General features: G+C 37.9%; 19 protein-coding genes and 3 tRNA genes. 16 read left to right on the top strand and 6 right to left on the bottom strand.

All coding sequences use genetic code 11. The features are described 5' to 3' along the window. Nucleotides 1-175 precede the first annotated feature (175 nt). Both ABXT71_RS00310 and ABXT71_RS00305 read right to left on the bottom strand, forming a co-directional pair. Complete coding sequence (locus ABXT71_RS00310) at nt 176-376, bottom strand: DUF2059 domain-containing protein (protein WP_415371813.1); 201 nt, start codon at nt 374-376, stop codon at nt 176-178. Between the two features lie 57 nt (nt 377-433). Then, entirely contained in the window at nt 434-601 is a 168-nt protein-coding gene (locus ABXT71_RS00305) for a hypothetical protein (RefSeq protein ID WP_415371812.1), read from the bottom strand. Nucleotides 602-648: 47 nt separating this feature from the next. Here ABXT71_RS00305 and ABXT71_RS00300 point away from each other — a divergent pair, with 47 nt between their 5' ends. Continuing rightward, complete coding sequence (locus ABXT71_RS00300) at nt 649-1,443, top strand: membrane metalloprotease (RefSeq protein ID WP_415371811.1); 795 nt, start codon at nt 649-651, stop codon at nt 1,441-1,443. A gap of 3 nt (nt 1,444-1,446) precedes the next feature. Here the strand turns inward: ABXT71_RS00300 and ABXT71_RS00295 are convergent, their stop codons facing one another. The 4 genes from ABXT71_RS00295 to ABXT71_RS00280 all read right to left on the bottom strand — a co-directional run bounded on the left by ABXT71_RS00295 (nt 1,447) and on the right by ABXT71_RS00280 (nt 8,288). Continuing rightward, nucleotides 1,447-3,093 carry an amidohydrolase gene (locus ABXT71_RS00295; RefSeq protein WP_415371810.1) on the bottom strand — a complete coding sequence of 549 codons (1,647 nt, stop codon included), beginning with the start codon at nt 3,091-3,093 and terminating at the stop codon, nt 1,447-1,449. Nucleotides 3,094-3,161: 68 nt separating this feature from the next. After that, a complete protein-coding gene (locus ABXT71_RS00290) occupies nt 3,162-3,395 on the bottom strand; it encodes a hypothetical protein (protein ID WP_415371809.1) in 234 nt (77 codons plus the stop codon). Between the two features lie 4 nt (nt 3,396-3,399). Then, entirely contained in the window at nt 3,400-5,166 is a 1,767-nt protein-coding gene (locus ABXT71_RS00285) for a TonB-dependent receptor (protein WP_415371808.1), read from the bottom strand. 104 nt (nt 5,167-5,270) lie between these two features. After that, entirely contained in the window at nt 5,271-8,288 is a 3,018-nt protein-coding gene (locus ABXT71_RS00280; protein WP_415371807.1) for a tetratricopeptide repeat protein, read from the bottom strand. 280 nt (nt 8,289-8,568) lie between these two features. Between ABXT71_RS00280 and ABXT71_RS00275 the strand changes: the two genes are divergently transcribed. The 15 genes from ABXT71_RS00275 (at nt 8,569) to ABXT71_RS00205 (ending at nt 20,220) form a co-directional block, all read left to right on the top strand. Continuing rightward, nucleotides 8,569-9,042 carry a hypothetical protein gene (locus ABXT71_RS00275; protein WP_415371806.1) on the top strand — a complete coding sequence of 158 codons (474 nt, stop codon included), beginning with the start codon at nt 8,569-8,571 and terminating at the stop codon, nt 9,040-9,042. Between the two features lie 58 nt (nt 9,043-9,100). Then, a complete protein-coding gene (locus tag ABXT71_RS00270; RefSeq protein WP_415371805.1) occupies nt 9,101-9,784 on the top strand; it encodes a cell division ATP-binding protein FtsE in 684 nt (227 codons plus the stop codon). Between the two features lie 248 nt (nt 9,785-10,032). Then, a complete protein-coding gene (locus ABXT71_RS00265) occupies nt 10,033-11,304 on the top strand; it encodes a DUF2851 family protein (RefSeq protein WP_415371804.1) in 1,272 nt (423 codons plus the stop codon). 73 nt (nt 11,305-11,377) lie between these two features. After that, complete coding sequence (locus ABXT71_RS00260; protein ID WP_415371803.1) at nt 11,378-11,608, top strand: PspC domain-containing protein; 231 nt, start codon at nt 11,378-11,380, stop codon at nt 11,606-11,608. 106 nt (nt 11,609-11,714) lie between these two features. Next, a complete protein-coding gene (locus ABXT71_RS00255) occupies nt 11,715-11,981 on the top strand; it encodes a potassium channel family protein (protein ID WP_415371802.1) in 267 nt (88 codons plus the stop codon). A gap of 45 nt (nt 11,982-12,026) precedes the next feature. Next, nucleotides 12,027-12,605 (top strand): potassium channel family protein, encoded by a 579-nt coding sequence (locus ABXT71_RS00250; protein ID WP_415371801.1) that lies wholly within the window; start codon nt 12,027-12,029, stop codon nt 12,603-12,605. 98 nt (nt 12,606-12,703) lie between these two features. Then, nucleotides 12,704-14,308 (top strand): alanine/glycine:cation symporter family protein, encoded by a 1,605-nt coding sequence (locus ABXT71_RS00245; RefSeq protein WP_415371800.1) that lies wholly within the window; start codon nt 12,704-12,706, stop codon nt 14,306-14,308. 17 nt (nt 14,309-14,325) lie between these two features. After that, nucleotides 14,326-15,207, top strand: a complete 882-nt coding sequence (locus tag ABXT71_RS00240; RefSeq protein ID WP_415371799.1) for a helix-hairpin-helix domain-containing protein — start codon at nt 14,326-14,328, stop codon at nt 15,205-15,207. A gap of 62 nt (nt 15,208-15,269) precedes the next feature. Next, complete coding sequence (locus tag ABXT71_RS00235) at nt 15,270-16,433, top strand: acyl-CoA dehydrogenase family protein (protein WP_415371798.1); 1,164 nt, start codon at nt 15,270-15,272, stop codon at nt 16,431-16,433. A 169-nt stretch (nt 16,434-16,602) separates the two neighbouring features. Beyond that, nucleotides 16,603-18,036, top strand: coding sequence for a carboxypeptidase-like regulatory domain-containing protein (locus tag ABXT71_RS00230; RefSeq protein WP_415371797.1), 1,434 nt, complete (start codon nt 16,603-16,605; stop codon nt 18,034-18,036). A 239-nt stretch (nt 18,037-18,275) separates the two neighbouring features. Continuing rightward, complete coding sequence (gene rpsU / locus ABXT71_RS00225; protein ID WP_415371796.1) at nt 18,276-18,470, top strand: 30S ribosomal protein S21; 195 nt, start codon at nt 18,276-18,278, stop codon at nt 18,468-18,470. A 206-nt stretch (nt 18,471-18,676) separates the two neighbouring features. Continuing rightward, complete coding sequence (locus tag ABXT71_RS00220; RefSeq protein WP_415371795.1) at nt 18,677-19,564, top strand: tyrosine-type recombinase/integrase; 888 nt, start codon at nt 18,677-18,679, stop codon at nt 19,562-19,564. A 156-nt stretch (nt 19,565-19,720) separates the two neighbouring features. Beyond that, nucleotides 19,721-19,794, top strand: a tRNA-Thr gene (locus tag ABXT71_RS00215). A 69-nt stretch (nt 19,795-19,863) separates the two neighbouring features. Next, nucleotides 19,864-19,945 (top strand) — tRNA-Tyr (locus ABXT71_RS00210). A 202-nt stretch (nt 19,946-20,147) separates the two neighbouring features. Next, nucleotides 20,148-20,220, top strand: a tRNA-Gly gene (locus tag ABXT71_RS00205). The last annotated feature ends 104 nt before the right edge of the window (nt 20,221-20,324 follow it).

Raw genomic sequence — 20,324 nt, 5'->3', positions numbered from 1 at the left:
CTTTGGGTACTGTACAGTGTAGATTTTTTTTGTTCCATCTAATAAGTAAAAGCACACGTTAAGATTGCTTGCAGCTTTGCTTCATTCCTTTCTTGGGGGTTCTCCACCTAAAGTGAATGGTCCCAATTTCCCTCAACTATTCATTGCTTTGGTGCTATTTCTCTTTTAGTCTGCGCTATATGCCGTAAAACCCATTCATACTGCCGTGAAAGAGCGCCAGCGCTTCGTTCTGTTCTTTGGTTAACTTCGTAGGATCTTGAAGCACTTGTTGTCCTGTTCCAGAACTATAAAAATCTATTAAGTTATTTATGTCTTGTTTGTCAAAACTATCACGGTAGGCGGATGCTGGCATACGCACCACTTGATTTATCGTCATTGGTTTTTTAGATTTTACTGCTGTCCACACTTTAGCAGGAACATTGGCGCTTTTAAATTACTGTTCTAAAACATCAAACATTTGGTCATAAGCGCTGTTATACTGCGTGTGCGTACCGTTGATGGTAAGGTATTTAACAATGCTTTCTTGGCTGGATAGTTCCTGTGCCATCACGCTAAAACAAAACAGAGCGAATACCGTTAATAGTAGAGAATTGATTTTCATTATGATTTATTAAATATTAGATTTGCTGAATTATAAAAAACGTACCAATGAGTAATTTTTTTAAAATTTCTATTATACTTTTAATCTCCTTCGGGTCATTTTTTTCTTGTAAAAAAAGAGACGATGATGAAGTGATGGCTGACCTAAAGGCCGAAAACAGAAAGGTGTTAGGTTCTTCGGGAGAAGATATTTTATCTGCAGATACCTTTAATGAGCTAAGATTAGAATTGGTTTTTACAAATACTACACGGCCAAGTAATCAAACTATTAATGCGTTGCAAGATTTTCTAGACCAACGAATAAACAAGCCCAATGGTGTTCAGATAACCCAAAACTTAATTCCTGCACCTAATACCCAACCATATACTTTAGATGAGATTAGAGATATAGAAGATGATCATAGAACGCAATACACAGAAGATAACAGCATAGCGCTCTATATATTCTTTGCAAATGGATCTTCTGTAAATGACACAGATACGTCTGTAACCTTAGGAACAGCCTACCAGAACACGTCAATTGTAATTTATACACACACACTTTTTCAGTTTGTTGGAGGAACGAATGATCTAAGTTTGGCAACGTTACAAACTACAACTACAGAACACGAATTAGGACATCTGTTTAGCCTTGTTAATCTTGCAAATGATGACATTCACCCTATAGATCATGAAGATCTAGAAAATAACAAACACTGTGTTGTAGAAGATTGCTTGATGTATTTTCAAAGTTCTGCTACGAGAGCTGCAATAACATATAGAATGAGCAGTAGAACCCAAGGTGGAACTCCAGTTTTTGATGGTTTGTGTATCGCAGATTTACAGGCAAAAGGAGGGAAGTAATCTTTAATTGCCGCTGTAAACGCGTTCACCATTTATATACGTCGCCATCACCTTTGTTTTCGGAATTGAATCTGCATTTACTTTCATAATGTCACGGTCTAATATCGTAAAGTCTGCAAATTTGCCTGCTTCGATACTTCCTTTTTCGTTTTCTTCAAAGTTGGAGTACGCCGCCCAGATGGTCATTCCTTTTAAGGTTTCTTCTCGGCTTAGCGCTTCTTCTGTTCTATATCCTTCTTCCGGATAGTTCTTTAAATCTTTTCTGGCTACGGCTGCATAAAATGTATGCATCGGGTTCACGCGCTCTACGGGAAAATCTGTTCCCAACACAATCATTCCTGCTTTGTCTAATAGCGTTTTATATGCATAAGCTCCTTTGATACGTTCGCTACCAATACGATCTTCTGCCCAGTACATATCACTTGTTGCGTGTGTAGGTTGAATAGAAGGAATAATGTTTTTAGAAAACGCATCAAAGTCTTCCATCGTAACCAATTGTGCGTGCTCTATCTTCCAGCGCATGTCTTTAGTGTCATCCATAGCCTCTTGATATGCTCTTATTACAGCAACGTTTGCAGAGTCACCTATAGCATGCGTGTTCATTTGATATCCTGCCGCCGCGATTCTTTTTGCAACCGCTTTTAATTCTTTCTGTGGTGTAATCATAGCCCCAAAGTGATTCTCCTTGTCACTATAAGAATTGCGTAACGTTGCTCCTCTAGAGCCTAAAGCCCCGTCTGCATATACTTTTACAGAACGAACATGGAGCCTGTCTGTTTTTATAATTCCAGCCTTGAGGTAGTAATCTAGATTCTCTTTGCTATTACTCACCATCGCGTAAACACGTATTTTCAAACTGTCTTCTTGATGCATCTTTTCAATAACGTCAATTACATTTTTATTAAGCCCAGCGTCATTAATAGTGGTGAGGCCTAGTGATAAACATTTTTTTTCTGCATCTTGAAGCACGCGTCTTAGATAAGATTCACTCTCTTTTGGGTAGGTGGCAAACACGAGATCCATAGGGCTGTCAATTAATAGCCCTGTTAGTTTTGGATTAGCCTTGTCAGTCTTGTCAAGCGCGACTACGCCTCCTTTAATTTTCGTTTTTGTTGTTATTTTTGCAAGCTTTAGTGCCATTTTATTGGCGATCATGGCGTGGCCATCTACACGTGTTAATGCAACGGGCGTATCTGGAAAAAGGGAATCTAATATCTTGTTATTTGGAAATTCTTTCACCTTCCAGTCATTCTGGTCCCAGCCTCTTCCTCTAATAAAGGATACATTTTTTTCCTTCTGAAATGCCACCACCCTGTCTATAACTTCTTCAAAACTTTCTGTCCCAAATAAATCAACCTGTTGCATCGTTACACCAAGATTGAACAAATGTGCGTGGCCATCTATCAGCCCCGGAAGCACCGTTTGTCCTTTTGCGTCATAAACTTCATTAAAAGAATACTTAAGTTCTAATTCTGGTTTTCTCCCTATTTCTAAAATCTTCCCATCCTTTGTAACAACGGCGTCTGCCATGTCAAATTCTGAATTTACGGTGTAAATAGTACCGTTCTTAATTAATAGATCTGCCCTTACTTTATCCGGAGCACACGAAAATAAAGAGGCAATAAACAATATGGAGAGCAGAAGGCGCATGTATGTAGTTTTGCGTAAAAATAAACAAAGCATACCGATATTAAAATGCTTTAACATTTTTGCATATGCTAAGAATTTCTTCTTTTAATAATTGATTTTTGTAAGATTTTAAAGATCACAAGCCCTAATAAATATAGCGTGCTTAAGGCGGTAAATATAATTGCAGTAACCATTAAGGTCTCGAAAATATTTACTTTAACATCTTGTACACGCTCATGTAAATCAAGTATAAATCCTATAACTGCCAGTACAAAAGACAGCACCGCAATGATCGTGACGTTGTTTATGTGACTAAATCGCATCTGTTTACCAATCAAATTTATAGGTTGCTCCACCCAGTACTTGGATGCCTTGTACTGGATACTCAAGCCATTTATCATAGTTCTTCCCTATGAGGTTGCTTCCTTTTGCAAAAACGGCAAGACGGTCACTCACGCGATAACCCAAGTTTGCATTCAAATCTAAATAGCTATCCAAGGTTCTTGTTTCTGAGTTTGCGATAATACCATTAATTGACCGCTGCGATTTGCGCTCTCCCACGTAAAAGATGGAACCTCCTCCGTAGAGCTTTTCTGTGATATTAAATCGAGTGAAGAATGAAGCATCTAGATTAGGGAGATTCCAAGCTTCTTCTTGGACGTCCAAACTATATGAGTTAAACTTAACCTGTCCACCTATTGCAAAATTTTCAGAAACTTCTATTTGTAATTCACCAAAAACGTTTAAGGTTTTTATATTGTCATAAACGGCATAAAACGAATTTGCATTCTGGTAAGGTTGCGTAATTCCAGCCTTCGGACTATAATCATTGCTCACAAATAGTACTTGATCATTTGTGTTACTATAAGCGCCTCTCAGGTTGTAGGCTATAGTGCTTGATAGTTTTCCTTTTAATCCCCCAAAACCTTCGTATAAGGTGCTCGTAGGTTTTATTTGTTGGGTGGGTGAGACAAAGGGGTTTTCGTTTTTAAACTGGTAATATGAGTTTTGATGCAAGCCGCCTTCTAAGCCAGCGTAGACGACCACAATCTCGTCAACAAGATTATAAGAAGCATTTACATTTGGGTAAATGTTCAAGGAAGTTTCATCGCCATTAAGGTCTAGAGATACATATCCTGTGACGCCAAGGTTTGCTGTTAAATCATTGTCTATGTAGGTGAGTGAAGGAGATAACCCGGTATTTAAAAAATTGTACGTTGGGCCTTCACCGCCCAGGATGTCTTCTTCAAATTTCCCTGTCAAATAATCAACATCCCCTAGTACTTTAAAATTCAAGTCGGAAACTGGAAATTCAAATTCTGGCTGCACGCGCATATTAATTTCTGAAGACGAAAACCCATCACTCATATATCGAATTGTAGCAGCCGCTTCTTTAAAATAGCTGTCGTCTATTGCGATGTTAGCGCCTATATAACCGCTCAAGTAATTTTGATTAAGGTCATCTTCAAATTCTCTGGTTCCCTCTTGATTGTCCATATTAAATGGAGAGCCGTACCAATTGTAGATTTGGTTTTCTAAGCCGGCTTCAAAACCATAACTCATGTCACGCTGACGGCTGTAATACGCACCGTCAATGCGTGTGTCGTAATATTTATTTTCTGTGATTAAGTTGTCAATACCCCGCTGTGAAGAGTTGTGTCTAAAATACAGACCAGCATTTTCCGTCCTGCTTATTTCAAAATTACTAAAAAGCTCTGCCAGAATGGTGGTGTTACTGCCAAATCCTAGTGTTGCATAATTGTCCCAAGATTTTGGGGCTTTTATCTTTTTTACGCCAGCTGCTTTCCCTTTAGCAGGTGTAAAGGTTGAGGCAACAGGAACTGAAAATATTTGATAACTCACTGGTTTTTTTTTCGTGCTCCCATCTGTATTTAAAACAGGGGTTTGCTTTACTTTAAAGGCGTCACTAATAGCCGGAGTATACGGTTTTACCACGTTTACGACTTCGGTGCCTAAGTCTTGCTCATCTTCTTGTGCGATTGCCTGCGGCGAAAATGTGAAACACCCAAGGACGGCCAGCGCCAAAAAAAAATTGCGATGTGATTGTATTGTATTTGCTATGGATTGAAACATAGATATCTGTTGCTTTATGAGTAAAAATTTGTAAATTCTAAGGGTTTCTGTAGCCCTTGCTTTTTTATTTTTTATTTTGATCTAAATTACCGCGAGGTAGTTTTTTAATTCCCTTCTGTTTCTACGGAAGAGTTGGTTTTTGCTTCGGCAGTTTTTATGATGGAGAGCTCTTGTCTAGCTTCAGCCACTACCTCTGGGAAGTCTGTAAAATTTGTAATAACACTTTCCAGAATGTACGTTGCTTGATAGGCGTCTTTTAAGCCATAAAAGTTTTTTGCCATCACCACCAGTCCTTTAGCACCATAAAATTTGTAGCCGGAATATTCACTCGCTAGTTTTTGTACCACTACGTTTGATGCTTCAAACTGTGAATCTTTATTTTTAAAGTAAGCGTCATAAAACAAAGCCTCCGCTGCTAATTGACCCGTTGCTATTTTTGCAACTTCGGCATAGGCAGTTTTTGCTTTTGCTTCATCATTTGTTTTAATCGCAGAGCGGGCTACGATTATTTGAGCATCTGTCTTAATGGCATTGTCTATTTTGCTATTACTTAACACTGTTTCTGCATAGGTCACCGCTTCTTCGTATTGCTGTAGCTCATAGCTCGCCTTCATAATATTGGTCTGTGCAAATATGATATTCTGCGGAAAGTCTGCTTCCGTTTCTAAGCGCTTTAAGTACGTTTTTGCATTTTTATAATCTTTTTGAGTTAAGAAAATTTCAGAAAGACGAGCAAGTGCCTGCTCTGTAAATTCGCTTCGTTCTTTATTTGCGACAAACGTATATCCGGGAATTGCCTCCATTTTTTTACCATCTGCAAACTGTAATTGTGCTAAGTAAAAATGTGCTTGCAATGCGTGTTGCCCATTGGGAAACTGGTTTAAATATTCCTTGAACCTAGTCATCGCTTGTCCCACTTTATTTTCTAAATAAGGTCGCTCTGCCGCTTGATAGGAAGCATCGTCAAGTTCGCTGTCTTCAATATCAACGAAATCTAAGGTGCTGACCCATGCTGCATACTCATCTACGCGCCCTTCATCAATATAAATCACCTTTGCCGATGATACGGCTTGTAAAGCTTCTGGAGTAGAAGGGAAGTCTCTCGCTACGGTCTTAAAGGTGGTTATGGCGCCATAACTGTCGCCAGAGTTGTCAAGGAGTAAAGCCTTTTTGAGCAATGATCTAGACACATAACTACTATTAGGTAAGGAGGTGATTAACCTGTCATAAGTGTTAATTGCGTCATTAATTTTGTTTTGTGCTGCGTAGGTGTTCCCCAATTCGTATAGGGCATCATCGCGGTAAAACGATTTTGGATACTTTGTTGCAAAATCTTTAAGTTCAGAAATTTTATTAGCTGCTCGGTCTACAAAACCGTAACTAATTGCTTTCTGGAATGCTGCATAATCTTTGTCTGGCGAGTTTAGTTCTACCGCCTTATTGTAATTCTCCATCGCCTTCCAATACTCACTCGATACAAAATAACTATCGCCTAAGCGCAAATAGGCATCTTTCTCTCTGGTGCTTTCTGTGGTGCCTGCAGTGTATTTAGCAAAATTGCGAATCGCTTCAGGATATTGTTTTAGTTTAAAATGATTGTAAGCTATGTTGTAGCTACTATTTTCAAATTCTGGCGTGCTAGAAGCATTTGGCAACTGTAAAAACTGCTTGTAGCCAACTAGCGCCTCGTCAAAATCGTTTAATTGAAAATCATTCTCCGCCACCCAGTAGGTTGCTCTCGCTGTGAATAACGGTTCGCGTGGTTCCTTTAACGATAGTTTTAAAAATTCTCTTGATTCTTTATATTCACCTTCATTGTATAGTTCTAATCCTCTGTAGAAAGCCACTTTCTGGTAGGCAAGTTTGTTTTCAAAAGACTTGTTTCCTTCCAGTAAGGCAAGTGCTGCCTTGTAGTTTTTAGAAGAGATATAAGAATCAATTAAAAGATCATTGAGAGCATCATTGCTGTCGTTATTAGGATACACTTCCATAAAACCAGCCAATACTTCTGGCACACTCGTGTAACTATTTCCTATTTCATAACTCAGCTTTGCATAGTTTAAATAGGCGTCTTCCTGAATCTCAGCACTAAAATCCATTTCAGAAGCATTTTTAAACGCGTTGAGCGCTTGTTGCTTCTGGTCTGTTTTTAAATAAGACTCAGCTAAGTGGTAATAGGCATTTTGTGCTACAGAATTCTTACCATCAATAATTTTATTAAACTCACCTATCGCATTTGTATATCCTCCTTGCTTGTAATATGCATATCCTAATTGATAGTAATCTGTGTTATTCCATTTGCCACGTTTTCCTTTATATTCTTTTAGGTACGGTATAGCTTCTGCATATTTCTCCTGGTTAAAATACCCTTCCCCTATAATTTTTGAAAGTTCGCTTTTCTCTTTTGCGTTAGAACGATCGTATTGCTCCAAGCCTAAATCAATGGCTTCTTGAAATTTGCCAAGCTTAAAGTTCATATCTGCTTTAAAGTAGGAAAGCTCTTTATTGGTTTCTTCGGTTTGGTCTACTCCTTCAAAAAGTTCGTTTGCCTCCTCATAATCATCGCCTTCATAAGCGATAAAGCCTAGATAGTATTTTGCCTGCGAACCGTATTTCTTAGAATCACTTACTCGGTTAAAAAACTTTTTAGCTTCGTTGTACCGCTTGTTTTGAAAATAAGCATAGCCATTATTAAAGTTATATTTCTCTCGCTCGCTGCGCGGCAGGTTGTCGGCATCTACTTTATCATACCATTTACGTGCATAGGAGTATTTACCTGTATCAAAATAATAACCCGCCACATCAATAAAAGCAGCGTTGCGTTTTAAAGAAGTAGGGTAGTCAGATACAAAGTCTTCCATCAAGCGATCTGCACCTTGCTGGTTGAGGCGTACAGCGCTACTCGCGATATAGTAGGCAGCGTCTCCCTTTATGGTTTGGTCATTTGAGAACGACTTTACTTTGGAAAATAAATTTTGTGCCGCCAGATGTTGGTCGTTATTAAAAAGTTCTATAGCTCGTATATAATCTACACGGTCATTAGTATAAGCAGCGGTTCGTTGCGCCATTGATGTGAATGAAACACACAAGAGTAGCAAGATTGCGAGGCAATTTTTAGTCATAAAATGTAAGTTTTTTGCTAGGATAAAAGTACATTATACATCATCATTCCATAGGGATTCTAATGCATCTTGTCAACAGGTTATTAAGTGTAGAAGTGTGCTATAAATTGTTTTGAAAACGAAGTTGTTCTTAAAGATAACGTCAAAAAATATCTCAAAGTATGTGTTGATGAATTAGAAAATATTAAAACAATGTTAATCAGGATGTTTAAAAAATTCATTTTTTAAATCTAATCAAATATGCATACCTTTAGGCTTCATATCATAACACTGTAAAATTATGAAATTCGTCGTTTTTACATTCCTGCTCGCCATCACAATTACTGCTTGCGGCGCGCAAAATTCATATAAGAATATTTCAGAAAAAAACGGTAAAATAGGGATTGGCACAAGCAACCCTGATGAGCTATTGACTGTAAAAGGCAAGGTCCATGCCCAAGAAGTGATTGTAGATCTTAAGGGAGCCGTAGCGCCAGATTATGTGTTTGAGGCATATTTTGATGGAGCGTCAACGCTGTCTCCAGAATACAAAATGCTCACCCTGCAAGAGCTTGCTCTTTATATAGAAGTAAATCATCATCTACCAAAAGTTCAGTCTGCTGCTTCATTAAAGGGTGAGGGCCTCGAACTTAAAAAAATGAATCTTTTATTGCTTGAAAAAGTAGAGGAACTTACGTTGTATACCTTAGAACAACAATCGCAATTAGAGGTCTTAAAAGAAAGACTTACTGCGCTAGAAAAGAAAGAAGAATAAGCTACCTTGGATAATAATCAATTGTTATTTTTGTTGTTTAGTTTAGAAAAAAAAATCAATGCCAGAAACCATACTCCAGCTCACAAACGCCGAAATTTTTCAGCGTGAAAACCTAATTCTCAGCGATGTTTCAGTAAGTATAGATAAAGGCGAATTTGTCTACCTAATTGGAAAAACAGGTAGCGGAAAAAGTAGTTTTATGAAAACGCTTTATGGCGACTTGCCACTTCAAAAAGGAGAAGGGCACGTAGTAGGTTTTGACCTCGCTTCACTAAAAGAAAATGACATTCCGTTTTTACGCAGAAAACTGGGTGTGGTGTTTCAGGATTTTAAATTACTGAACGACCGTACCGTAAAAGATAATTTACTATTTGTTCTTACAGCAACGGGCTGGAAGGACAAAACAGAGATGACCATTCGTATAGATGAGGTACTAGACAAGGTAAGTATGAAAACCAAGGCCTTCAAATATCCATACCAGCTTTCTGGTGGAGAACAACAACGCATCGCTATCGCAAGAGCCTTACTCAACAGGCCAGAACTAATCTTAGCAGATGAGCCTACAGGAAACTTAGATCCTCAAACGAGTGTAGAGGTAATGGAAGTGCTTCAAGAAATAAACGCACAGGGTAATACCATTCTAATGGCAACACACGATTACGCCTTGCTTTTGAAATATCCTTCTAAAACTTTAAAATGTGATGAGAATCAGATTTTTGAAGTGGTGCAAACTACGGTGTAAAAGGAGTTGATTGAGAGATTAAGTGGCTTTGAATTGTATGTTGCCGAATCAGTAAAAGCTAATTATTAAACGGAGCTAATTATTTCGGGAAACTTAGAGTTTAGACTTTTACAAGAATAACAATAACAAATTAGTAGCTTAGTAACGCTCCTCTAGGAGCGTCGAATCTTTTTAATCAACCTTTTCGGCTGAGTACAAAAGTTCGGTTTAGGATTTTGGTGAGGGACGAATCACTATCTTTAAAAATAATGAAAGAAGACTTCCTCCATCACGTCTGGAAATTTTCTAAGTTCAATACAAAGAGCTTGGAGACCACAGATGGAGCTTCGTTGTCAATCGTGCAAGTAGGACAACACAACTTAAATGCTGGGCCAGATTTCTTTAACGGCCAAGTACGAATTAATGACCAACTCTGGGCTGGTAATATTGAGATTCATATTAAATCTAGCGATTGGTATGCCCACAGCCACCAACAAGATAAAGCCTATGATAATGTGGTGCTTCACGTAGTCTGGGAACACGATGTAGCGGTCTTTACTAAAGATGGAAATACCTTGCCCACCTTTGTGTTAAGAGGCAGAGTGATGAAAAAAACACTCGAAGCATATCACCAACTTTTCACGAGCAAAAAACAATGGATTAATTGTGAATCAAGCTTTGTGGAGGTGGACTATTTTACAATTAACAATTGGATAGAACGTCTTTTTATAGAGCGTCTAGCGTCTAAAAACGAATTGCTTTTAAGTCTTCTTAAAGATTCTAAAAATGATTGGGAGGCATTGCTTTTTGTGTTGCTGTGTAAAAACTTTGGTCTTAAAGTAAATGGCGCCTCTTTCTTGAGTATTGGACAATCTTTAGATTTTAGCGTAGCGCGAAAATGTGCCACATCTGCGATTTCCCTCGAAGCATTACTATATGGGCAAGCGGGCTTCTTGCAGGAAGACAATGACGATTCTTATTTTTTAGATTTAAAGAAGGAATATGATTTTTTGATGGCGAAGTTTCAATTAGACAACGCTCCTGTGATTACTCCAAAATATTTTAGACTTCGACCGCCTAACTTCCCGACCATTCGATTATCACAATTGGCAATGCTCTACGTAAAACAAAAAGAATTCTTTGCTTCGGTTATTTCTGCCACTACCTTGGTGGAGTATTATGATATTTTTGATGTGGCCGCTTCAGTGTATTGGGACACGCATTATAATTTTGGTGTGACGTCAACGAAGAGAAAGAAGAAGCTCACAAAAGACTTTATTCACCTGCTCTTAATTAACACGGTGTTGCCATTAAAGTATTGTTATGCAAAGTATCAAGGCAAGGATATTTCCGAAGCATTGTTTGAGATAGCTGCTGCTATACCTGCGGAAGATAATAGTATTATCAAGAAGTTTAATTCAATTAAAAAGGTGGCGCAGACTTCGCTAGACTCTCAAGGGTTATTGCAGCTCAAAAATGAGTATTGCGATAAAAAGAGATGTTTTCATTGCGCGATAGGAAATGCCTTGATCGGAAATTAATTTTCCGGCTAAATCACATTATATTCATTGTACCACTTTCCTAATTTATAATTAATTTACGTATTTTGCTCTTATGTTACAATTGATATATAACCTACGACATTTTTTTGAAAGACACGGTTTTCATGTGGCTTCAAGACTCGCAGAGCGTATAGGAATTCGTGCAAAAAGCGTGCGACTCTTCTTTGTGTATGTTTCTTTTGTGACTGCTGGAGTGGGTTTTGCAATGTATCTTACGATTGCATTTTTGTTACGGTTAAAAGACCTAGTGTATTCAAAACGAACCTCTGTGTTTGATTTATGAGAAAATTATTTAGCGCAAAAATTATAATAGCAATGTTCTTGCTACTCGTGGTGTTTGCTGCGGGGGTGTTTGGATTCCGCTTTATATCTGGTTAGATGCTATTTACATGACTGTTATTACGGTGACAACAGTCGGTTTTGGTGAAGTTCAGCCTATGACCACCGCAGATAAACTCTTTATGTCCATACTTATTTTAACGAGTCTTGTAATTGTCGGGTATGCCTTGAGCGTGATTGCGGAGTATTTGTTAAGCAAAGACAACCTCGGGAATATAAGAGAAAAGAGAATGTTAAAAAAAAATTCACAAGATGAAAAACCACATGATAGTTTATGGTTATGGCCGCAACGGCAAACAAGCTGCAGAAAAGCTTAAAGACTAAAGAAAACCTTTGTAATTATTGAAAAGAATCATGATGTAGTGGAGCGTTTTTCCAATGATGAAATGCTTTTTGTCTCCCGAAATGCCAACGAAGATGAGGTTTTAAAAGAAGCAGGCATTGAAAAAGAAAGCACTCTTATTTGTGCTTTACCGAGTGACGCAGATAATCTCTTTATCGTACTATCTGCGAGACAGATAAACCCAAGCCTTAAAGTTATTAGCAGAGCAACAGAGGAAACGAGTTATCGTAAGATGAAACTTGCTGAAGCAGATAATGTAATTCTCCCGGATAAAATAGTAGGGGACCATATGGCAAGTTTAGTTGTGGTGCCAGATTTAATAGAATTTCTTGATAATCTTTCTATCTCTGGAGATGATGATCGTATTAATGTAGAGCAAGTGCCATTTGAAAAAGTATGTCCTTCTGGTGAAGAAATGGCAATACACGATCTTGATGTGCGGAAGAAAACTGGTTGTCCTGTTATAGGCTATAAGTCTCCTAATGGTTACTACGTAGTAAACCCAGAGCCTTCGCTTATGCTTCAAAAATGTTCAAAATTGATTTTAATAGAGCGTCTCTTTCTAATAGATAAGTTGAAAAATCTCTACGGTGTTTAAGAAATCGTTAACATTTTAACGGGAATATATTTGAATTGCCTCTTTTTTTTAGCATCTTGCTCTGCTTATAAAATAAACTAATCCTTTATCCACAAAACATGAAGAAATTTCTTCTTTCCTTATTTACTTTAATTACGCCATTACTCACTTTTGCTCAAGAAGCACAAGAGATGGGTATGGATCAAAAAATAGACAAAGCTTTTGGTGATGCAACTGGCGGTTTTGTTAGTTTTATTTTTTATAAAATTGATTTCGGAAGCAATATCGAAGTGTATTGGGTGCTTTTTCCATTAATACTAGGAGCGCTGTATTTCACAGTTTATTTTGGTTTTATCAACTTTAAAGGGTTTTTCACTTCTATAAATATTGTGAGAGGTAAATACGATCATCTTGAAGGACATGATGCTGATGCTTTAGAAGTGTCTGATGCGGTTCATAAAGATGCGGAAGGAGATAATCCAGATACGATACGCGTAGAGGGGCATGATGGAGAAGTATCTCATTTTCAGGCATTAACGGCGGCACTATCGGCCACGGTTGGTCTTGGTAACATTGCTGGAGTTGCCATTGCGGTGTCTATTGGTGGTGCTGGAGCAACATTCTGGATGATAGTAGCAGGTTTCTTAGGGATGGCTTCTAAGTTTGTAGAGTGTACCCTGGGTGTAAAGTATAGAGATATTGAGGCAGATGGGACTGTGTATGGAGGGCCTATGTATTACCTTACTAAAGGATTGAAAGAAAAAGGAATGCCCGTGCTAGGAAAAGTACTAGCCGTGGTTTTTGCCGTTTTTGTAATTGGAGGTTCTTTTGGAGGTGGAAACATGTTTCAAGTAAATCAGGCTTTTCAGTTAGTAGAAAATATTACAGGTGGTGATGCTTCTATCTTCCACGAAAGAGGATGGGTGTTTGGTTTAATAATGGCGGTACTTGTTGGTATCGTAATTATTGGAGGAATCAAAAAAATAGCAAAGGTTACAGACAAGATTGTGCCTTTTATGGTAGTGATTTATGTAGCGGCATCTATCTTTGTTTTAATAGCAAAGTATGATATGTTGGGTGATGCATTTATGCAGATTTGGGATGGAGCTTTTAGTCCACTTGGTGTAGCCGGTGGTGCAGTAGGAGTATTGGTGCAAGGATTTAGACGTGCAGCATTCTCAAACGAAGCGGGTATCGGTTCTGCATCTATCGCGCACGCAGCGGTGAAAACTAAATATGCAGCAAGTGAAGGAATGGTGGCGTTATTGGAGCCGTTTATTGATACGGTTTTGGTGTGTACTATGACAGCCTTGGTATTGATTATAACAGGTAATGTAGCAGCAGAAAATGCAAGTTTAAATGATGCACAAGCGATCTTGCTTACGTCTGGTGCATTTGAGTCTGTAATCTCTTGGTTCCCTTATGTATTAACGGTAGCGGTAGTGTTATTCGCTTTTAGTAGTATGATCTCTTGGTCTTACTATGGTTTTCAAGGTTGGTCTTTCCTTTTTGGGAGATCTAAAAAGGCAGAATATTCATATAAGCTTTTATTCTGTGTCTTTGTAGTTATTGGTGCAGCAGCAAGTTTAGGTTCTGTAATTGGATTCTCTGATGCGATGATTTTTGCGATGATGGTACCAAACATGATTGGTCTTGTAATTCTTGCGCCTAAGGTGAAAGAAGAGCTAAAACGCTATATGGCGGCCATTAAAAAAGACAAGTAAACTAAATTAAATAAGATATGAAATCTCAATTCGTTTTCGGCAAAAGTGAACGTATTGGGATTTTATCTTTAGTAGCACTCATCATAGGGTTGCTACTTTTTTATTTTCTATATATTCCTGAGCGTACATCCAGTTTGGATATTTCATCGCCGGCCGTTGTGGCAATTAATGCTCAAATAGATTCTTTAAGATTAGTGGCCTTAGAAAATAAGAAGCCTAAAATATATCCATTCAACCCTAATTTTATTACCGAGTATAAAGCATATACTTTAGGCTTGAGTACAGAAGAATATGATCGTTTTGTTAGTTTTCGCGAAAACGATAAGTGGATCAATTCTGTCAAAGACTTCAAGAGTGTTACCGGTGTATCAGATTCATTGCTTGATAGCTTTAGCCCTTATTTTAAATTTCCAGAATGGGTGACGAACCCGAAGAATAACAATTTTATATCTGGCACATTTCCGAAGAAAAAAGAAGTCGTTTTATCTTATGCTAATAAAGTTGATTTGAATCTCGCGACAGCAGCTGAACTGCAAGTAGTGTCTGGAATAGGTCCCGCAATAAGTGAACGAATTGTAAAATATAGAGACCAAACTTTAGAGGGTTTTTCAAGCGAAGCCCAGCTTGCTAGCGTCTGGGGGTTGGATAGCATAGTGATTAAAAGAACTCTAAATAGATTTGCGGTAAAGACGCCTAAGAAGATTGTGATGATACACATAAATACGGCTTCTGCAAGTGATATTGCTACCATAAAAGGAGTTTCGTTTGATCTCGCAAAAGAGATTTGGGAATACAGAACACTACGCGAAGGAATAAATAGTCTAGATGAACTTGCCGAAATTGAGGGAATGACCTCAAGTAAATTAAACCTAATTAAGTTATATTTGTCAGTAGACTAACAAGCATTAGTAGATATTTTTATTTACCAGTGTTACACCTAAAAACCAGAATCATTAATAGTATGAGTTTATATTTTACAGAGGAGCACGAATTTTTCAGAAAGAGTTTTAGAGATTTCCTTAAAAAGGAAGTTGTGCCACACATTGAAAAGTGGGAAGAAACGGGAACGATAGATCGTTTTATTTGGGAGAAGTTTGGTGAGATGGGATATTTTGGTCTTGCTACGCCAGAAGCGTATGGCGGGATGGATCTCGATATTTTTTACACGGTAATTTTTATTGAAGAGCTACAGTGTATTAATTCTGGAGGTTTTGCTGCAGCTATGTGGGCGCACGAATACCTTGCGATGACGCACTTGAACAAAGAAGCGAACCACGAACAAAAATTAAAATACCTAGCACCAAGTGTGACAGGCGAGAAAATAGGATGTCTATGTATTACAGAACCATTTGGTGGTAGTGATGTAGGAGGAATGCGAACAACAGCAGTAAAAGAAGGAGATCATTATATAATGAATGGAAGTAAAACCTTCATTACAAACGGAATCTATAGTGATTATTTAATTGTTGCAGCAAAAACAGCGCCTGAGCTTGGTAATAAGGGAATTAGCATTTTTGTGTTGGACAGAGATATGGCTGGTATTAGTGCCACAAAGCTTGACAAATTAGGATGGCGTGCGAGCGATACTGGTGAGATTGCTTTTGATAATGTAAAAGTGCCTGTAGAAAATCTTATGGGTGATGAAAATCAGGGTTTCCCGTATATCATGCAGCATTTCGCATTAGAGCGATTAATAATGGGTATAAATGCACATGCGCGTAGTGAATGGGCATTAGAATATACGATTGCTTACATGAAGGAGCGAACCGCTTTTGGAAGGTCTATATCAAAGTTTCAAGCATTGCGTCACAAGGTGGCACAACTTGCTTCTGAAGTTGAAATGTGTAAAACATTTAATTATGTAACAGCAAAGCGTTTAGATGATGGAGAATATGTAGTGAAAGAAGCGACCATGTCTAAGCTAATAAGTACCAAGGTGAGTGATGATGTTGCTTATGAATGTGTGCAATTATTAGGTGGATACGGTTATATGGAAGAATACCCGATGGCGCGTAATCTGAGAGATAGCAGACTAGGTCCAATCGGTGGAGGGACTTCAGAAATTTTAAAAGAGATTATTTCAAAAATGGTCATTGATGGGGTAGAGTATAAGCCGGCAACTTAAAAAGGTTAAGAGTTGAAAGTTTAAAGGATTTTTTACAGTAGAATTTTTTGAGCCAGTAGTTTCCGCTTTAAAGGTTATTTATAATCAAGGATTTCCTGATTAGTGATGCCCAGCATTGCTAAGGGGAATGTTTTGTCTAAGGTCATATCAATCATAAAAATATTTCAAATTGAATACATCTAAAACAAACATTTTTTTTGGCATCCTAATGCTAGCTTTTTCTTTTTCAGGATTTGCACAGCAAGAGCTCAAAGGTAAGGTTTCAGACTTTTTAACCTTTGCGCCTATTGAGAGTGCAAGTGTGTATGTTGACAAAAGTACTGTAGGAACTATAAGTAATATGGACGGTAAATTTTCTTTGCGTGTTCCTATAGCATTAGTAAATGATACGCTTGTTATTTCTTCCATTGGCTATAAGAGTTTTAAGGTGGTTGTAAGTGATTTTGATCCCGCATTCGATATTTTCCTTGAAGAAGATATGGCAAGTCTTGATGAGGTGCTTATTATCGCAGAAACGAGGCCAAAGACAGGGAACGATATTGTACTGCGCGCTATTGAAGATCTGGCAGATAACTTGCCAGAACAGCCCTATTTGCAAAAAGGGTTTTTAAGACATAAGGAACGAAACACTAAGGAGTACAAGTGGCTTATTGAGAGCGCCATAACCTTATATGATTCTAGTTACGCGTCTGGTGCAAAGAAGAACCTCAAAATAAATGTAGATGAAACCCGTAAAAGCTATGACTTGCGTGAAGTGGATAGTTTGTTTGCTTATTATTCTTACTTAAAAAACACCATTCCTCGTTTTAACACCAAGTCTAAGGCGATGCGGCGTGATACGATTAAAACGCAAACCCTTGTAGATGCAATACGATGGAATGATACTCGTACTAATGGGTTAGATATCTTATTTAGAGGCAGGCTTAATCTTATAAGAAACGCCGCAGATAAAGGGGCGCTTTTTGGAGAAGACGTGCTTTCTACACATCAATTTAAGCTAGATACAGTGCAGGTAATTAATGATAGAAAAATATATAAAATTGCAATTTCAAAAGGGCTGGACTTCGCTGGTCTAAAAACAGATCGCGTCTACAATGAGGGGTTTGAGCCTAATGGCTGGATTTATATTTATTGGGATACTTTTGCGATTAAGAAAATTGAGTATAACCTGGTGGCGGCTTCAGATAAGCAAAGGGCGAGAAGCAAGAGTCTTTTGGGTACGTATGAGAACCATAAATTGATCATTACCTATATGGAATACCAGGATAAGATGTATCCTAATTATATGTATTATGAATCTCCTAAGCTCTTAAATCTAGGGGATCGATCTTCAGAGGCTTGGAAGAAAACAAAGGAGCAGCTTGCGAGAGAAAAGGAAGAGCAGTTTTATTACGCTGTACAAGAAATTCTTTTTACTGAAATCATCCAAGACTCAGAAAGCATAGCAGATGCATTAGCGACTAAAGAATGGAGTGAAGACATCTTTTCTCCACGACCATATAATGAAGATTTCTGGAGTGACTACAATGTGTTACTAGAGTCTGAAGAAGAAGATCAGCTTATTAGAGACTTGAGTAATCGTGTTTCTTTATTTAAGGAGTAGGTCTTAATCTTCTTCTGAAGCGTGAATTAAAATATAAATGAGCGTCTTTTTGTTGAATGTGCAGGAATCCATTTTTTTTTTTGACTTATATCTTTCGTCTTTTCTCATAGTTTACATTCTTCTACTTCAACACGCATTTTGCTTTGAATTAATATTTCAGAAAAAAAACCAAACATCGCACATCTAAAATCTAAAATCTATTTATCTTTGCAGTCCAATAGAGAGGAGGTTATGGAACTATGTTAATTATACCAGTTAAAGACGGAGAAAATATAGACAGAGCGCTGAAGCGTTTCAAACGTAAGTTTGATCGTACAGGTACGATGCGTCAGCTAAGATCTAGACAGGCTTTTAGTAAGCCATCCGTTGTACGTAGAAAGCAGATTCAGAAAGCTGAATACATTCAGGGACTTAGAGACGCTGAAGAAATATAAGTAGATCTGCTTCGGCAGCCTATTATAATACAAACCGCTTAACGCTGAACTTGATTCAGGGTCTAAGCGGTTTTTTCATGCTTTGTTCGGAAATGTGCTTGATTGAATAGTTGCTTCACTATTTTGTATATCTTTAATATTGCAGAAGCAAAAAAGAATAGTAATCGTTTTTTTTAGCCGGAAGCTAAAAACCATAAACTCTAAAAATGCCACTATCGCCGTTTATAGATTATCTCTCTTTAGAACGAAATTATTCTAAGCACACCATCACGGCATATAAGAATGATCTAACTGCTTTTTTAGATTTTGTGGCGCTTACTTTTTCTGAAGAAAAGCCAGAAGAGGTGAATTATAGTATGGTCCGTTCTTGGATTGTGTCTTTGGTGGAGCAAGGCGTGTCTAATCGTTCTGTGAACAGGAAAGTGTCTGGCCTTAAAACCTATTATAAATTCCTCCTTAAAACCGAACAGGTTGAGGTGTCTCCGCTAGCTAAACACAAATCGCTTAAGGTGTCAAAAAAAGTGCAAGTACCTTTTTCAGAAACAGAAATTGATGAGGTAATCACTTTATTGGCAGATCCTGTAGATTTTAAAACGGCTCGTGACAAGTTAATTGTAGAGCTTTTTTATAGTACGGGTATGCGAAGGGCAGAGTTGATACATTTAAAGTTAAAGGACATTGATGCTGGGCAAGGCCATGTAAAAGTGTTGGGGAAACGGAATAAAGAACGCTTGATCCCGCTATTGCCAGCTGTGATAAAGTCTATTCATGAATACTTAAAATATAGAGCGATGCTTGTTATAGAAGATGACGAGTATCTACTGTTGACTAACAAGGGGCTTAAGATTTATGAAACACTCGTGTATCGTTTGATTCATACTTATTTTAGTAAGACATCGCAAAAGGTAAAAAAGAGTCCACATATTCTACGACATTCTTTTGCTACACATCTTTTAAACGAAGGAGCAGACCTAAATGCCGTAAAAGAGCTATTAGGTCACGCAAGCCTAGCTTCTACGCAGGTTTACACGCACAATAGTATTGCTACGCTAAAAGAGGTGTATCGTAAGGCCCACCCTCGCAACTCAAAATAAGGAGTGCTAAAAACCACGAAACAAGTGGATAGCATAATTAATTAAAATTTTTCGCTAAAAAGTTTTGTAGAATTTATAATCTTATCTACATTTGCAATCCGTTAGAAATAGCGGACTTTTTTATGCTGAAATTTTCAACGTAGAGATGGTTTAAAAGCCGATGTAGCTCAGCTGGCTAGAGCAGCTGATTTGTAATCAGCAGGTCGTGGGTTCGAGTCCCTCCATCGGCTCTTTTTAAAGTTCTTTTTTTAATGAAATTATATTGATTGAATATCCTAAGTTGGATTTCAATTTGTTTTGGGGAGATACTCAAGCGGCCAACGAGGGCAGACTGTAAATCTGCTGACTACGTCTTCGCAGGTTCGAATCCTGCTCTCCCCACAAATTGCACTCAATGAGTGTGGTTATTTTAGCTCACATATGACGATACGTGGTTTAAAATAAAACATAATTATTCCTGCTAAAATTTAGTTTGGAATTGGTTGTAAAAATAAGTATATTTGCAGCCGCTTTCAGGTGATCACTGAGAGGATAAGATCTTAAAGGTAATGAAATTGAAATCTATTGAAGAATAGGTTTAAAAGCGGGAGTAGCTCAGTTGGTAGAGCGTCAGCCTTCCAAGCTGAATGTCGCCAGTTCGAACCTGGTCTCCCGCTCAAATTTTTCTTCAAACGACGCTGTTTATTATGTTATAAATAGTGTTAAATAGATTTAAGGGTTGGGTGAGAAGTTTATGCGGAGCTTAGTCGAAGCAAGCCTA

Origin of the sequence: Patiriisocius sp. Uisw_047 (assembly GCF_047730165.1) — a bacterium.
Taxonomy (GTDB): Bacteria; Bacteroidota; Bacteroidia; order Flavobacteriales; family Flavobacteriaceae; genus Patiriisocius.
Note: the sequence above shows the minus strand (reverse complement) of the source record. Positions and strands in the feature narration are given on the sequence as shown.

Coding starts and splice junctions, on each gene's coding strand:
- ABXT71_RS00260 (WP_415371803.1), top strand. CDS start 11,378: ATGTTACAATTGATATATAACCTACGACATTTTTTTGAAAGACACGGT.
- ABXT71_RS00235 (WP_415371798.1), top strand. CDS start 15,270: ATGAGTTTATATTTTACAGAGGAGCACGAATTTTTCAGAAAGAGTTTT.
- ABXT71_RS00310 (WP_415371813.1), bottom strand. CDS start 376: ATGACGATAAATCAAGTGGTGCGTATGCCAGCATCCGCCTACCGTGAT.
- ABXT71_RS00265 (WP_415371804.1), top strand. CDS start 10,033: ATGAAAGAAGACTTCCTCCATCACGTCTGGAAATTTTCTAAGTTCAAT.
- ABXT71_RS00270 (WP_415371805.1), top strand. CDS start 9,101: ATGCCAGAAACCATACTCCAGCTCACAAACGCCGAAATTTTTCAGCGT.
- ABXT71_RS00245 (WP_415371800.1), top strand. CDS start 12,704: ATGAAGAAATTTCTTCTTTCCTTATTTACTTTAATTACGCCATTACTC.
- ABXT71_RS00240 (WP_415371799.1), top strand. CDS start 14,326: ATGAAATCTCAATTCGTTTTCGGCAAAAGTGAACGTATTGGGATTTTA.
- rpsU (WP_415371796.1), top strand. CDS start 18,276: ATGTTAATTATACCAGTTAAAGACGGAGAAAATATAGACAGAGCGCTG.
- ABXT71_RS00220 (WP_415371795.1), top strand. CDS start 18,677: ATGCCACTATCGCCGTTTATAGATTATCTCTCTTTAGAACGAAATTAT.
- ABXT71_RS00285 (WP_415371808.1), bottom strand. CDS start 5,166: ATGTTTCAATCCATAGCAAATACAATACAATCACATCGCAATTTTTTT.
- ABXT71_RS00300 (WP_415371811.1), top strand. CDS start 649: ATGAGTAATTTTTTTAAAATTTCTATTATACTTTTAATCTCCTTCGGG.
- ABXT71_RS00295 (WP_415371810.1), bottom strand. CDS start 3,093: ATGCGCCTTCTGCTCTCCATATTGTTTATTGCCTCTTTATTTTCGTGT.
- ABXT71_RS00275 (WP_415371806.1), top strand. CDS start 8,569: ATGAAATTCGTCGTTTTTACATTCCTGCTCGCCATCACAATTACTGCT.
- ABXT71_RS00305 (WP_415371812.1), bottom strand. CDS start 601: ATGAAAATCAATTCTCTACTATTAACGGTATTCGCTCTGTTTTGTTTT.
- ABXT71_RS00280 (WP_415371807.1), bottom strand. CDS start 8,288: ATGACTAAAAATTGCCTCGCAATCTTGCTACTCTTGTGTGTTTCATTC.
- ABXT71_RS00290 (WP_415371809.1), bottom strand. CDS start 3,395: ATGCGATTTAGTCACATAAACAACGTCACGATCATTGCGGTGCTGTCT.
- ABXT71_RS00255 (WP_415371802.1), top strand. CDS start 11,715: ATGACTGTTATTACGGTGACAACAGTCGGTTTTGGTGAAGTTCAGCCT.